Here is a 13,796-nt window from a genome sequence, read left to right as displayed (position 1 = left end):
CCGCTCCCTCTGATGCGGCCGATCGCCCAAGTCCCGGGATCAGCGCGCTGTGGAAGTCCTCGCCGCCCGGGCCCCTGCCACACGGGTCGCGATGATGAGAAATCTCGCAGCGATCGGGCGGCGAGGCTTGCGCTCGGACCCCTCGCTTCGGTGGAGTGTCCGGATGACCGACACGACGGACACCGCCGAGACCGCTCCCGGGAAGGCGTCGCTCAAGCGGGTGATCACCGGGCCGCTGCTGTTCGCCTTCATCGTGGGCGACACACTCGGCGCCGGCATCTACACCCTGGTCGGCACGATGGCCGAGGACGTGGGCGGCGTGATCTGGCTGCCGCTGCTGATCGCGCTGGTCGTCGCCCTGCTCACGGCGGGCACGTACGCCGAGCTGATCACCAAGTACCCGCACGCCGGAGGGGCGGCGCGCTACGTGGACCGCGCGTTCGGGAAGCCGTACCTCTCGTTCCTGATCGGCTTCCTGATGATGGCGTCCGGCATCACGACAGCGGCCTCCCTGGCGAACGCGTTCGCGGGCGACTACCTCAGGGCTCTGCTGGACGTGCCGCCGATCCCGACCGCGATCGTCTTCATCGCGATCCTCACCCTGGTGAACCTGCGCGGGGTGAAGGAGTCGCTGACCGCGAACCTGGTCGCCTCGGTGATCGAGGTGAGCGGACTGGTCATCGTCATCGTCTGCGCCGCGATCTTCTTCGGCTCCGGTGACGGCGACGCCTCCCGCGTGCTCGAGTTCAACCCCGACGTCGCTCCGCTGCAGGGGGCGTTCGCCGCCTCGATCGTCGCCTTCTTCTCGTTCCTCGGCTTCGAGGCCGCGGCGAACATGGCCGAGGAGGTGCGGAACCCCTCGAAGGTCTACCCGCGGGCTCTCTTCGGTGCGCTGATCACCGCCGCCGTGGTCTACCTCCTCATCGCGCTCGGCGCCGTGATCGTGCTGCCGAACGACGAGCTCGCGGCCTCCAGCGGCCCCCTGCTGGACGTGGTCGCGGCGAGCGGAGTGGCCGTGCCGCCGTGGCTGTTCGGCCTCATCGCGCTGGTCGCCATCGCGAACGGCGCTCTGCTGTTCATGGTGATGGCGTCGCGGGTCGGGTTCGGGCTCGCCACCTCCGGGCTGCTTCCGAGCGCTTTCGGGAAGGTGCTGCCGGGCCGCCGCACGCCGTGGGTGTCGATCGTGGTCGTCGGCGGAGTGACGATGCTGCTCAGCCTGATCGGCGACGTCGGCACGCTCGCCGAGACGACGGTGCTGCTGCTCCTGCTGGTGTTCATCGCGGCGAACGTGTCGGTGCTGGTGCTGAAGAAGGACCGCGTCGACCACGCCCACTACTCCGTGCCGCGGGTAGTGCCGGTGCTCGCGACCATCGCGAGCGTGGTGCTGCTGACGCAGCAGACGGGCGTGGTCTGGCTGGCGACGGCGGGCTACGTGGTCGTGGGGACGCTGCTGTTCCTCGCCACCCGCCTGGGGAAGCGGAAGCACGCGGAGCGGACCCCGGACTGATCCGGGCCGGCGGCGATCCGTCGCGAGCGGCCCGTCCGCGGATCCCCTGCGGGCCGTCCGCGGCGGATCGATCGCGGGGGGCGGTGAGGAGTGGGATCGTGAGGCTATGACCGTCACGCTCGAGCCGATGCCCGCCGCCGCTCTCGCCGCCTGGATGCGGGTCCAGCGCTCGGCGTACATCGAGGACCGGATGCGGGCGGGCGACGACGAGGCGGCCGCGACCCGCAACGCCGACGCCTCGTACGAGAAGTACTTCCCGGGCGGCTCCCCCGCCGCCGGGCACGACGTGCTCCTCGTCTCCGAGGACGGCCGCGCGGTCGGGTCGCTCTGGCTCGGCCCGCACCCGAGCGGACTCGAGGGCGTCGGGTACGTCTGGGACGTGCAGATCGACGCCGCCGAGCGCGGCCGCGGCCTCGGCCGGGCGGCGATGCTGCTCGCGGAGTCGCACGTCCGCTCCCAGGGCGGCTCCGCCCTCGCGCTGAACGTGTTCGGCTTCAACACCGCCGCGCGGGCTCTGTACGAGTCGCTCGGCTACGAGACGACGTCCCTGCAGATACGCAAGCCGCTGGCCTGAACGCGGACTCCGCCCGGCGCGCCGGACGTCGCCTCGAGCGACCGAGGCGGCGCCTCAGAACGGCATGAAGGCGGACACCAGCAGAGTGCCGCCGGCGAGGACAGCGACGGCGATGGCCCAGTAGCCGAGGACCAGCGCGAAGACGGCGAGACCCCAGCCGGCCTCGCCCGTGCGGCGGATCTGCGCGCAGGCGAGGTGGCCGCAGACGACTCCGGCGAGCCCGACGACGAAGGAGAGCACGAAGGCGGTGATCGCCAGCGTGTTCACCCGCGGGTCGGTGACGAGGTCCGCCTCTCGGCGGGCTCGCCCCTGCACGAGTGCGACCGGGAGCCCCACCGCCAGCAGGAGCACGGGCGAGACGACGACGAGGATGATGAGCAGGTGCCAGCCCTGCAGTCCGGCGAGCATCGTCAGACGCCGGCTGCGGTCAGCTCGTGGAGGCGACGGCGGTCGGGTCGCCGGTGCCGGACGGACGCGGGGCGTCACCCGATCCGGTCGCCACCGACGCGCCGGTCGGAACGACGGTGCCGCCGGTCGCCATCCCCCGGCCGAAGGCCTGGCCCTGGAGGATCGCGCCGAGGTCGACGCCGGTCGCCGACCTGACGCTGTCGAACGTCGCAGCGAGACCCGCCGCCTGCTCGCGCGCGATGTGGGTGCCGGCGGTGTCGCCGCCGATCAGCGTCACCGAGCCGACGTTCTGGTAGCCCTTCGCGAACTCGGCCATGAGCGAGGGCAGCTGCCCGATGAGCTCGCGACCCAGGATCGCCTCCTGGTTCTCGCGGAGCGCCTCCGCCTCGGCCGCGATGGCCGCCGCGCTCGCCTCGCCCTTCGCGCGGATGGCCTCCGCCTCGGCGGTCGCGTTCGCGCGCAGCGCCTCGGCCTCTGCGCCCGCCTTGGCCCGCAGTGCGTGGGCCTCGGCCTCGGCGCGGGCGCTCACGGCGGCGGCCTCGGCGGCGGCGGACGCCTGGCGCGCCTCCGCCTGGCGCTGGACGGCGTACGCCTCGGCGTCCGAGACCTGCTGCGCGACCTGGCGGTCCGTCTCGGCCTTCTTCTCGCGTCCGTAGGCGTCGGCGTCGGCCTCGGTCTGACGGCGGTACTTCTCGGCGTCCGCGACGCGCTTGACGTCGGCGTCGAGCTCGGCCTGCCGGTTCTCGGCGCGCTGCACGAGGACGGCCTGCTCGCGCTCGGCGCGGGCCAGGTTCTCGGCCTGCTCGGCCTCGGCGTTGGCGCGGCCGACCTCGGACTTCGCGGCGGCGGTGTTCTTGTCGTAGGCGGTCTGCTCGATCAGGTTCGCCTCGTCCGTGGCCAGCTGGCGAGCCTTGACCTCGCGGGCCGCGTTGATCCGCGCGACGTCGGCCTCGCGGCGGACGCGCTCGATCTCCTGCGCTCCGAGCGCCTCGATGTAGCCGTTGCGGTCGGTGACGCCCTGGATGGCGAAGGAGTCGAGGACGAGGCCCTGGGCGAGCAGGTCGCCCTTGATGCCCTCGGCGATCTCGTCTCCCAGCTTCTGCCGGTCCTGCATGACCTCCTCGACGCTGAGCTTCGCGACGACGCCGCGGAGGGCGCCCTCGAGCTGCTCGGTCGTGAAGACGTCGATGGACTGGTCCTGGGACGCGAAGCGCTCGGCGGCGGCGCGGACCTGGTCGGCCGTGGACCCGATCTTGACGAGGGCGACGCCCGCGAGGTGGATGGTCACGCCGTTCTTGGTCTGCGCGACCGGCTCCATCTTGATCTGGCGGGAGCGCAGCGAGATGCGGTCGGACCGCTGGGTCAGCTTGTTCACGAACGCGCCGCCGCCGGTGATGACGGTCATGTTCGAGGTGAGGCCGTCCTCGCCCTTCTGCTTCTTCCCGACGATCACGATCGCCTCGTCGGCCTGCGGCACCTGGTACCAGGCGCGGAAGAGGAAGAAGCCGATGAGGGCGATCAGCAGGAGTGCGCCGACGGCGACTCCGGCGAGGACGATCCAGAGGAGATCCGGTTCCATGGGCGGGCGACCTTTCGTCCGACCCGCGCGACGCGGGTACCTGAGAGACGTACAGGTTCCATCGTGTCACAGCGCCTCGGACGGCCGCGTCGGCCGGAGGGGGGATACTGCGGACGCCGCCGAGAGCGGTTCGCGGGAGGCGGGCCCGGAGGAGGACGCCACGAACGAGGGCGTCGCGCGGAGTGCCGCGGAGGAGATCAGTGCTGGGGTACCTGGACTCGAACCAAGAACAACTGAACCAGAATCAGCCGTGTTGCCAATTACACCATACCCCAATGGTCATCCGGAGGTGATCCCGGGACCAGGCGGCGACCGGATCGAGACCCGAGCGCCGAGAGACGACAGTACCCTACGCGGGCATCCCGCTCAAATCGAGCCGCGGACGACGCTGCCCTCGGACTCCGGGGCGGCCTCGCCGAGGCGGGCGCGGACGAGGTCGCGGTTGATCGCGGAGGCGACCTGGGCGCCCGATCCGGCGGCGACGATCAGCTGCTGCGGGCCGGGAGGGGTGACCTCGCCGGCGGCGTAGAGGCCGGGGACGGACGTGCGGCCACCGGCGTCGACGCGGAGGAAGCCGTCGACGTCGCGGTCGGGGCCGGCCGCGTCCAGGTAGTCCAGCGCGGGCGTCCAGACGGGTCGGACGAACGCCCCGGTGCGCGGGACGACGTCGCCGTCGACGAGGCGGACGCCGGTCATCTCGGCGCGCTCCCCGGCGAGGTCGGCGACCGGGCGCCGGTCGACCCGGATGCCGATGGAGGCCAGCAGCGACTCGTCGGCGTCGCTCACCGTCCCGACGCCGTTGGTGAAGACGATCAGGTCGGTCGACCACTGCGAGAGGAGCATGGCCCGCTCCGCGAGGTCGTCGGTCTCGCCGATCAGGGCGAGCGCCTCCCCCGCCTTCTCGTAGCCGTCGCACTCCATGCAGCTGTGCACGGCGGTGCCGTAGTAGGCGCGCAGGCTCGGGAGCGCGGGCGGCGTCTCGAGCAGTCCCGCGGCGACCACGACGGCGGTGGCGACGACGGAGCGGTCCGCGCTGCCGCGCACGCCGCGCGCGCCGACCACGAACTCGCCGCCGGAGCGCTCGACCGACGTGACGAGGGCGTTGTGCACCTCGGCGGCCTCGTAGCGCTCGAACTCCTCGCGGCCGAGGCGGCGCAGCTCGAGCGGCGAGATGCCGTCGCGGGTGAGGAACCCGTGCGAGTGCAGGGTCGCAGCGTTCCGCGGGCGGTTGCTGTCGAGCAGCAGCACGCTGCGGCGCGCCCGGACGAGGTTGAGCGCGGTCGAGAGCCCGGCGGGGCCCCCGCCGATCACGACGACGTCGTAGCGTCCGCCGACCGTCTCCGCCACGGTCAGGCCTGCCGGGAGGCGCCGAGGTGACCGCCCAGGCGGTCGAGGCGGGCGATCGACTCCTGCTTGCCGAGGATCTCCATCGACTCGAACAGCGGCGGCGAGACGCGGCGTCCGGAGACCGCGGTGCGCAGCGGCCCGTAGGCGATGCGGGGCTTGAGGCCGAGGCCCTCGATCAGCGCGGAGGCGAGCGCCTCCTGGATCGAGGCCGTCAGCCACTCGGACGCGGGGACGAGCTCGAGGGCGCCGATCGAGGCGGCGAGCACCTCTCCGGCGTTCGCGGGCAGGCCCTTCAGCGCGTCCTCGTCGTACTCGAGCGCCTCGGAGGCGGTGAAGAGGAACCCGAGCATGCCGGGGGCCTCCCCGAGCAGGCCGATCCGCTCCTGCACGAGGGGCGCGGCGGCATCGAGCACGGCGCGCTGCTCGGCGGTCGGCTCGCCCGCGAGCACTCCGGCCGCCACGAGGTACGGGATCGTCCGCTCGGTGAAGTCGTCGCCGGCCAGGAGGCGGATGTGGTCGCCGTTGATCGACTCGGCCTTCTTGAGGTCGAAGCGGGCCGGATTCGGGTTCACGTCGGCGACGTCGAAGGCGGCGACCATCTCGTCGATCGAGAAGACGTCGCGGTCGTGCGTGAGCGACCAGCCGAGCAGGGCGAGGTAGTTGACCAGGCCCTCCGGGATGAAGCCGCGGTCGCGGTGGTGGAAGAGGTTCGAGGACGGGTCGCGCTTGGAGAGCTTCTTGCTGCCGTCGCCCATCACGTACGGGAGGTGCCCGAAGCGCGGGACGAAGGTCGTCACTCCGATGTCGATCAGCGCGTGGTACAGCGCGATCTGCCGGGCGGTCGAGGGGAGGATGTCCTCGCCGCGCAGCACGTGGGTGATCTGCATGATCGCGTCGTCGACCGGGTTCACCAGCGTGTAGAGCGGCTGGCCGTTGGGGCGCACCACGACGAAGTCGCTGAAGGAGCCGGCGGGGAACGTGATCGGGCCGCGGACCAGGTCGTCGAAGGACAGGTCGGCGTCCGGCACGCGCAGGCGCAGCGCCGGGGCGCGGCCCTCGGCGCGGAAGGCGGCGCGCTCCTCCTCGGTGAGATCGCGGTCGTGGTTGTCGTACCCGTGCTGCTTCGCGCGGCCGGCCGCCTCGTTGCGCGCGTCGATCTCCTCGGCCGTGGAGTAGCTCTCGTAGAGGTGCCCCGAGGCCGTCAGGCGCGCGATCACGTCGAGGTAGACATCGGTGCGCTCGGACTGCCGGTACGGGCCGTGCGGGCCGCCGACTCCGACGCCCTCGTCCCAGTCGAGCTTCAGCCAGCGCAGCGCGTCGAGGATCTGCTCCACGCTCTCCTCGCTGTCGCGGGCGGCGTCCGTGTCCTCGATGCGGAAGACGAACGTGCCGCCGGTGTGGCGCGCGTACGCCCAGTTGAACAGGGCGGTGCGGATGAGGCCGACGTGCGGGGTCCCGGTCGGCGAGGGGCAGAAGCGGACGCGGACGTCGCTCCCGGTCGCGGTCGTGAACGGGTGCGCGTCCGGCGCGCTTTCCAGGGGCGGGGTGAGCTCAGACATACGAGGCCGATCCTACCGGCGGGAGCCGGTGCGGCGCCCGGGATCGCGGGGGGCCGTGGCGCCTCCGCCCCGGGCACGGTGCGCGCCTCGCGGCGACTGCTTCTACCGGACAGCACTGCTCCGAGTCAACGGACTCCCCGAGCGAGCAGGAGCAGTGGTGCGCTGACCTCGGGCCTCTCGTCGAGAGGGCCCGAGCGCCGCACCGCAGGCCGCGCCGGGCCTCCGCGCGAGCGTGCCCGGAAGGAGCACTGATGAGCACGATCGATCTCGACCCCCGCACCGACCGCCCGAGCGCCCTCACCGAGGCGGCACGGGAGGAGAAGGACGCCCGCACGCTCTCGCTCTTCCAGGCCGCGGTGAGCGCGGAGGCCGCCGAGGGCGCGCGCATCCGCGAGCGCATCGTGCTCGACCACCTGGGCCTGGCCGAGGCCATGGCCCGCCGGGTCTCCAGGAGCGGAGGCGACTGGGCGGATCTGCGCCAGGTCGCCTACGTGGGCCTCGTGAAGGCCGCCCGCCGCTTCACTCCCGAGCGCGGCGACAGCTTCGCCGCGTTCGCCGTCCCCACGATCACCGGCGAGCTCAAGCGCCACCTCCGCGACCTCGGCTGGATGATCCGGCCGCCGCGCGGCGTGCAGGAGCTGCACCGCCGCTCCGCCGTCGTCGCCGACGAGCTCGCGCAGGAGCTCGGCCGTCACCCCACCGACCAGGAGATCGCCCGCCGCCTCGGAGTGGACGCGACGGAGGTGGCCGACGCGCGCCTCGCGGGGCATCCGCTCTCCCTCGACGAGACCGTGGGCGAGGGCGGCGTCGGCCTGGGCGACACCCTCGGCGGCGAGGACGAGCGGCTGCTCGAGATCGACCGGCGGCACGGGCTCGCCGAGGCCCTCGCCGAGCTCGAGGAGGGCCAGCGCGAGCTCCTGCGCATGCGCTTCGTCGAGGAGCGGACCCAGCAGCAGATCGCCGACGCGCTGGGAACGACGCAGATGCAGGTCTCGCGCCTGCAGCGGCGGATCCTCGCGCAGCTCGCCGACAGGCTCGGCGCCCCCTCGCGCAGCCATCAGCCGCGCGCTCCCCGGGCCCGCGTGGCCACGGTCACTCCGGTCCGACCGGCGACGCGGCTGAAGTCCGCCTGAGGTGGGCCTCGGCACGCGACGGGAGCGACGCGAGGGCGGCGAGGACGTCGTCGACCTGGACCGCGAGCAGCGCCGGGTCCGGCTCGGCGGAGAAGACGTCTCCGCGGCGGAGGGACGCGTCGGTCAGCACGACGTGCGGCCCCGAGGCCGGAGGGCCCCAGGCCTCGGGCGGTGCCGGACCGAAGATCACGACCGAGGGGACGCCGTACGCGGAGGCGAGGTGCGCGGCTCCGGTGTCGACGGTCACCACGACCTCGGCGGCCGCGACGACCGCGGCGAACCCGCTGAGCGCGAGCTCCCCCGCCAGCACCTCGCCCGTGCCGGCGAGCTCGGCGACGCGGCGGGCGCGGTCGGCCTCGTTCGCGCCCCCGGTGTAGACGACGCGGTGCCCCTCGGCGGTGAGGGAGCGGGCCACCGCGGCGAAGCGCTCCTCCGGCCACTCGCGCGAGCCGTAGAAGGCCCCGATGTGCACGACGGCGGCTCCGGGGGCCGAGGCGGGCTCCTCCGGGACGGCGATCGCGACGTCCTCGGGGTCGGCGTCGAGACCGATCGAGTTCACCAGGCGGGCCCAGCGGGCGCGCTCGAGCTCGCCGTCGATCCAGAGCGGCCGCGGGTCCTCCGGGCCCGCGCCCGGGTCCAGCGCCGGGACGCGGAACTCGAGCGTGCGCTCGGGCGCGATCTCGCGCAGCCGCAGCCGCGACTCCGGGCCGTTGCCGTGGAGGTTCACGCCGAGCTCGACCCGACCGGCGGCCATCGGCAGCGGGTCGTCGAGTCCGCGGAGGGTGGGCACGAGCGCGTCCAGGCCCTCGACGAGGTCGACGATCGGCTCGAGCCAGGGCGTGGTCGCCATGATCAGCCGGTGCTCCGGGAAGCCGCGGCGCAAGGCCTTGAGCGCCGGGACGGCGACGAGCAGGTCGCCGAGCTTGAGGGCGCGCAGCGCGAGGATCTCCGGAGTCCCGTCCGGGGCGGTGAGAGCGCGCACGGCGCCTCCTTCCTGTCGGAGTCCCCGTACCCCGCTGCGCGCACCTCAGACGCGCCGCCCGCAGATGCGAGCGACGCGCCCGGACGGACCGACTTCTCCGGAAGGGGGTTTACATCCCCGGTCGAGGGGTACGAGGAGAAGGTGAACGACTCATCCTCCCGGAGCGCCGACGAGCGCGCGAGGGCCCCGCGCCTGCGGGGGATCCTCTTCGACCGCGATGCGACGCTCGTGGTCGACGTGCCCTACAACGGCGACCCGGCGCAGGTCTCCCCGATGCCCACCGCCCTCGCCGCGGTCGAGCGGGCGCGCGAGGCGGGGCTGGCCGTGGGCGTGGTCACCAACCAGTCCGGGATCGCCCGCGGGATCATCGACCGCGGCCAGGCCGACGCGGTGAACCGGCGCGTGGACGAGCTCTTCGGCGGCTTCGACGTGTGGATGCTCTGCCCCCACGGCCCGGAGGACGGCTGCTCCTGCCGGAAGCCCCGGCCCGGCATGGTGCTCGGCGCCGCCGAGCAGCTGGGACTGCCGGCCCGCTCCCTCGCCGTGATCGGCGACATCGGGGCCGACGTCGGCGCCGCCGCCGCGGCCGGCGCCCGTGGAGTGCTGGTGCCGACTCCGATCACCCGCGCCGAGGAGGTGGACGCCGCTCCGCTGCAGGCGGCGACGCTCCTCGAGGCGGTCGAGCTGCTGCTCGCGATGCAGCCCGACGAGGACGCCGAGTGAGGCGCCGCGTGCTCGTCGCCCGCCTGGACAGCGCGGGAGACGTCCTGCTGTGCGGACCCGCCGTCCGCGCGATCGCGGCCGACGCCGAAGTGCTGCTGCTGAGCGGTCCGCAGGGAGCGCCCGCGGCCGCGCTGCTGCCGGGTCCCTCCTCCGTCCGCACCTGGTGGTGCCCGTGGATCGGCGACGCCTCCCGCCCCGTCGACGCCGAGCTCGTCGACGAGCTGCGCGCGATCGTCGAGGAGTTCGCGCCGGACGAGGCCGTGGTCCTCACCTCCTTCCACCAGTCGCCGCTGCCGCTGGCCCTGCTGCTCCGCCTCGCCGGTGTCGCCCGCATCACGGGCGCCTCGGTCGACTTCGCGGGCGCCCTGCTCGATGTGCGCCTCGTCCCGGGCGAGACCCTCGAGGAGGACCAGCCGGAGCCGGAGCGCGCGCTCGCGATCGCGGCGGCGGCCGGCTTCGCGCTGCCCGCCGGCGACGACGGACGGCTCCGCGTGCGCCGCGAGGGCGTGCTGCCCGCCGCTCTCGAGGGGATCGGCCCCTACGCCGTCGTGCACCCCGGGGCAGCCGTCCCCGCCCGCGCCTGGCCCGCGGCGAACGCGGCCCGCGCCGTCGAGCTGCTGGCGGACGCGGGCCTCGCTGTCGTCGTCACCGGCGGCCCGGGCGAGCGCTCCCTCACGGCCGAGGTCGCGGGCTCCCGCGGCATCGACCTCGGCGGGGCGACGGACTTCGCCGGCGCCGCCGAGGTGCTGGCCGGCGCCGACGTCGTGATCTGCGGCAACACCGGCCCCGCGCACCTCGCCGCCGCGGTCGGCACCCCCGTGGTGAGCCTCTTCGCGCCGGTCGTCCCGGCCGTGCGCTGGGCGCCCTACGGGGTCCCGGTCGCGCTGCTCGGCGACCAGGAGGCGCCCTGCGCCGGCTCGCGCGCCCGCGTGTGCCCCGTCCCCGGCCATCCCTGCCTCGCGGGGGTGAGCGCCGAGGAGGCGGTCGCCGCCGCCCTCCGACTCCGACCCACGACTTCCCCGAGAGAGGCCATCGCATGAGGATCCTGCTCTGGCACGTGCACGGCGGCTGGGCGGACGCCTTCGTCCGCGGCGCCCACACCTACCTGCTCCCCACGACTCCGGCCCGCGACGGCTGGGGCCTGGGCACCGGCGGCCGCGACTGGCCGAGCGCCGTCGAGATCGCCCCCGAGGAGCTGCACGACGCCGACGTCGACGCGGTCCTCCTCCAGAGGCCCGAGGAGCTCGCCGAGGCCGAGCGCCTGCTCAGGCGACGCCTCGGCCGCGACGTGCCCGCCGTCTACGTGGAGCACAACACCCCCCGCGGGGACGTGCCGGACAACCGCCACCCGCTCGCCGACCGCGACGACCTGCTGATCGTCCACGTCACCCACTTCAACGCCCTGATGTGGGACACCGGATCGACGCGGACGACGGTGATCGAGCACGGGATCCACGACCCGGGCCCTCTCTACACCGGCGAGCTGCCGCACTTCGGCGTGGTCGTCAACGAGCCCGTCCGCCGGGGCCGGGTCGCCGGGACCGACCTGCTGCCCCGCTTCGGCGCCGTCGCTCCGCTGGACGTCTTCGGGATGAAGACCGACCGGCTCGCCGAGCTGCCGGGTCTGGAGGACGTGACGGTCCTCGGCGACGTCCGCACGCAGGCGATGCACGCGGCCCTGGCCCGCCGCCGGGTCTACCTGCACCCGTTCCGCTGGACCTCCCTCGGCCTCGCGCTGCTGGAGGCGATGCACCTCGGGATGCCCGTCGTCGCGCTCGACGTGACGGAGGCGGGGCGCGCCGTCCCGCCCGAGGCCGGAGCCGTCTCGAACGACCTCGACGCCCTCGTCGCCTCGGCCCGGGCGCTCGTCGAGGACCCGGACCGCGCCGCCCGCGCCGGCGCCGTCGCCCGCGAGGCCGCGCTCGCGCGCTACGGCCTCGCCCGGTTCCACCGCGACTGGGACGAGGTCCTCGCCGACCTCCCCGGGCGCCGGTCGCCGGAGCCCGCTCTGGAAGGGAGCACCCGATGAAGCAGCACCTCTCCGCCGCGCCCGCGCTGACGATCGCCATGGTCTCGGAGCACGCGAGCCCGCTGGCGACCCTCGGCGGCGTCGATGCCGGCGGCCAGAACGTCCACGTGGCTGCGCTCGCCGACGCGCTCGCCCGCCGCGGCCACCGCGTCGTCGTCTACACCCGCCGCGACGACCCCTCCCTCCCCCGGCGCGTGCCCTTCACCTCGGGAGTCGAGGTCGTGCACATCGACGCCGGGCCGCCGCGCCGGGTGTCCAAGGACGAGCTGCTGCCCTTCATGGGCGACTTCGCCGTCGACCTCGCCGAGGAGTGGCTGCAGGAGCGGCCGGACCTCGTGCACAGCCACTTCTGGATGTCCGGGGTCGCCGCGCTCGACGCCTCCGAGCGGGTGGAGCGAGCCACGGGTCGGCGCGTGCCCGTCCTCCACACCTTCCACGCGCTGGGCGTGGTCAAGCGCCGCCAGCAGGGCGCGCTCGACACCAGCCCCGAGGAGCGCGCCTGGCTCGAGCCCGGAGTGGGCCAGAAGGCCGACGGCGTCGTCGCCACCTGCTCGGACGAGGCCTTCGAGCTCAAGGGGCTCGGCGTGCCGACCTCGCGCATCTCGGTGGTGCCCTGCGGAGTCGACATCGACCGGTTCTCGGTCGAGGGCCCGGTCGCGCCCCGCGGCGAGCGCTCGCGGCTGATGACCATCGGACGCCTGGTGCCGCGCAAGGGCATGGGCATCGCGATCGAGGCGCTCGCGCACCTGGTCGCGGCCGGACACGACGCCGAGCTCGTCGTCGTCGGGGGCTCCGGCTCCGGCGACGCGCTGACCGCGGACCCCGAGTACCAGCGGCTGCACGGCGTGGCCGAGAGCCTCGGCGTCGCGGACCGCGTCGACTTCGTCGGCCAGCTCTCGCAGACCGAGATGCCCGCGATGCTCCGCTCGGCCGACGTCGTGGTCTGCGCGCCCTGGTACGAGCCGTTCGGCATCACTCCGCTCGAGGCGATGGCCTGCGGCGTGCCGGTCGTCGCCTCCTCCGTGGGCGGCCTGATCGACACCGTGGTCGAGGACGTCACCGGGGTCCACGTGCCTCCGCGCGACCCGGTCGCCCTGGCCGCCGCCCTCGGCTCGCTGCTGGAGGACCCCGAACGCGCCCGCGCCTACGGGGCCGCCGGCCGCGAGCGCGTCGAGTCCCGCTACTCCTGGGATCGCGTCGCCGCCGACACCGAGCGCGCCTACGTCACGACCCTCGCCGGCCTCGGCGACGAGTCGCTCCTCACCGGCGCCACGAGCGCACCCTCATCCCCCACCACCCGGAAGGCGGCTCCGCGACGATGACCATCGACACCGCGACCATCGACACCGTTCTGGACACCCCGGCCGACGCCGCCCGGCGCCTCGTCGACGACCACGTGGCGCGCGCGCTCGACGCGGTCGCGCAGCTGGAGCGCCACTCCGACAGGATCGCCGCCTGGGGCGTCGAGCTCGCCGACCGCCTGCACTCCGGCGCGCGCCTGCTCGCCGCGGGCAACGGCGGCTCCGCGGCGGAGGCGCAGCACCTCACCGCCGAGCTCGTCGGCCGCTTCGACGGCGACCGCGTCCCCTTCTCCGCCATCTCGCTGCACGCCGAGACGTCGAGCCTGACCGCGATCGGCAACGACTACGGCTTCGACCACGTGTTCTCGCGCCAGGTCACCGCGCACGCCCGGGCGGGCGACGTCGTGGTCCTGCTCTCCACCAGCGGACGCAGCGCGAACCTCCTCCACGCCGCGGAGGCCGCCCGTGCGGCGGGCGCCCGGTCGTGGGCGCTGACCGGCGAGGGGCCGAACCCGCTCACCGAGCTCTGCGACGAGGCGATCGCCCTCGAGGGCCACGGCTCCAACGTGCAGGAGGCGCAGCTGGTGCTCGTGCACGCGCTCTGCCGGGCCTTCGAGCACCGGATCCGCGCACGGACGGCGGCCGCCGCGTGAG

13 protein-coding genes and 1 tRNA gene are annotated in these 13,796 nt (G+C 74.2%); 8 read left to right on the top strand and 6 right to left on the bottom strand.

Going from position 1 to position 13,796, the window contains the following annotated elements:
• Window positions 1–163 precede the first annotated feature (163 nt).
• A complete protein-coding gene (locus C5C39_RS04310; protein WP_104352752.1) occupies window positions 164–1,507 on the top strand; it encodes an APC family permease in 1,344 nt (447 codons plus the stop codon).
• 106 nt (window positions 1,508–1,613) lie between these two features.
• On the top strand, window positions 1,614–2,081 hold the full coding sequence (locus C5C39_RS04305) for an N-acetyltransferase (protein WP_104352751.1): 468 nt from the start codon (window positions 1,614–1,616) through the stop codon (window positions 2,079–2,081).
• Window positions 2,082–2,135: 54 nt separating this feature from the next.
• On the opposite strand, the gene C5C39_RS04300 is transcribed toward C5C39_RS04305, so the two are convergent.
• The 5 genes from C5C39_RS04300 to gltX form a co-directional block, all read right to left on the bottom strand.
• Window positions 2,136–2,489 (bottom strand): DUF4190 domain-containing protein, encoded by a 354-nt coding sequence (locus tag C5C39_RS04300; protein ID WP_104352750.1) that lies wholly within the window; start codon window positions 2,487–2,489, stop codon window positions 2,136–2,138.
• 19 nt (window positions 2,490–2,508) lie between these two features.
• Window positions 2,509–4,068 carry an SPFH domain-containing protein gene (locus C5C39_RS04295; RefSeq protein WP_104226268.1) on the bottom strand — a complete coding sequence of 520 codons (1,560 nt, stop codon included), beginning with the start codon at window positions 4,066–4,068 and terminating at the stop codon, window positions 2,509–2,511.
• A gap of 203 nt (window positions 4,069–4,271) precedes the next feature.
• Window positions 4,272–4,343 (bottom strand) — tRNA-Gln (locus tag C5C39_RS04290).
• A gap of 91 nt (window positions 4,344–4,434) precedes the next feature.
• Window positions 4,435–5,415, bottom strand: coding sequence for an NAD(P)/FAD-dependent oxidoreductase (locus tag C5C39_RS04285; protein ID WP_181133655.1), 981 nt, complete (start codon window positions 5,413–5,415; stop codon window positions 4,435–4,437).
• Window positions 5,416–5,417: 2 nt separating this feature from the next.
• Window positions 5,418–6,974, bottom strand: a complete 1,557-nt coding sequence (gene gltX, locus C5C39_RS04280) for a glutamate--tRNA ligase (protein WP_104352749.1) — start codon at window positions 6,972–6,974, stop codon at window positions 5,418–5,420.
• Between the two features lie 251 nt (window positions 6,975–7,225).
• Here gltX and C5C39_RS04275 point away from each other — a divergent pair, with 251 nt between their 5' ends.
• Window positions 7,226–8,107 (top strand): sigma-70 family RNA polymerase sigma factor, encoded by an 882-nt coding sequence (locus C5C39_RS04275; RefSeq protein WP_104226266.1) that lies wholly within the window; start codon window positions 7,226–7,228, stop codon window positions 8,105–8,107.
• On the opposite strand, the gene C5C39_RS04270 is transcribed toward C5C39_RS04275, so the two are convergent.
• Window positions 8,067–9,089 (bottom strand): glycosyltransferase family 9 protein, encoded by a 1,023-nt coding sequence (locus tag C5C39_RS04270; RefSeq protein ID WP_104352748.1) that lies wholly within the window; start codon window positions 9,087–9,089, stop codon window positions 8,067–8,069. The genes C5C39_RS04275 and C5C39_RS04270 overlap by 41 nt on opposite strands.
• Window positions 9,090–9,230: 141 nt before the next feature.
• Here C5C39_RS04270 and C5C39_RS17385 point away from each other — a divergent pair, with 141 nt between their 5' ends.
• From C5C39_RS17385 to C5C39_RS04250, 5 genes are read left to right on the top strand one after another with little or no spacing between them, the layout of a single operon-like run.
• On the top strand, window positions 9,231–9,812 hold the full coding sequence (locus C5C39_RS17385; RefSeq protein WP_104226264.1) for an HAD-IIIA family hydrolase: 582 nt from the start codon (window positions 9,231–9,233) through the stop codon (window positions 9,810–9,812).
• A complete protein-coding gene (locus C5C39_RS04265) occupies window positions 9,809–10,852 on the top strand; it encodes a glycosyltransferase family 9 protein (protein ID WP_219813314.1) in 1,044 nt (347 codons plus the stop codon). The genes C5C39_RS17385 and C5C39_RS04265 overlap by 4 nt, the downstream gene beginning before the upstream one ends.
• Window positions 10,849–11,841 carry a glycosyltransferase gene (locus C5C39_RS04260; protein ID WP_104352747.1) on the top strand — a complete coding sequence of 331 codons (993 nt, stop codon included), beginning with the start codon at window positions 10,849–10,851 and terminating at the stop codon, window positions 11,839–11,841. The genes C5C39_RS04265 and C5C39_RS04260 overlap by 4 nt, the downstream gene beginning before the upstream one ends.
• Before the next feature lie 26 nt (window positions 11,842–11,867).
• A complete protein-coding gene (locus tag C5C39_RS04255; protein WP_104352788.1) occupies window positions 11,868–13,163 on the top strand; it encodes a glycosyltransferase in 1,296 nt (431 codons plus the stop codon).
• A complete protein-coding gene (locus tag C5C39_RS04250) occupies window positions 13,160–13,795 on the top strand; it encodes an SIS domain-containing protein (RefSeq protein WP_104247441.1) in 636 nt (211 codons plus the stop codon). Before C5C39_RS04255 ends, C5C39_RS04250 begins: the two co-directional genes overlap by 4 nt.
• The last annotated feature ends 1 nt before the right edge of the window (window position 13,796 follow it).

This window comes from Rathayibacter sp. AY1F3 (assembly GCF_002931975.1).
Taxonomy (GTDB): domain Bacteria; phylum Actinomycetota; class Actinomycetes; order Actinomycetales; family Microbacteriaceae; genus Rathayibacter.
This window is presented reverse-complemented; position numbering and strand designations above follow the sequence as displayed.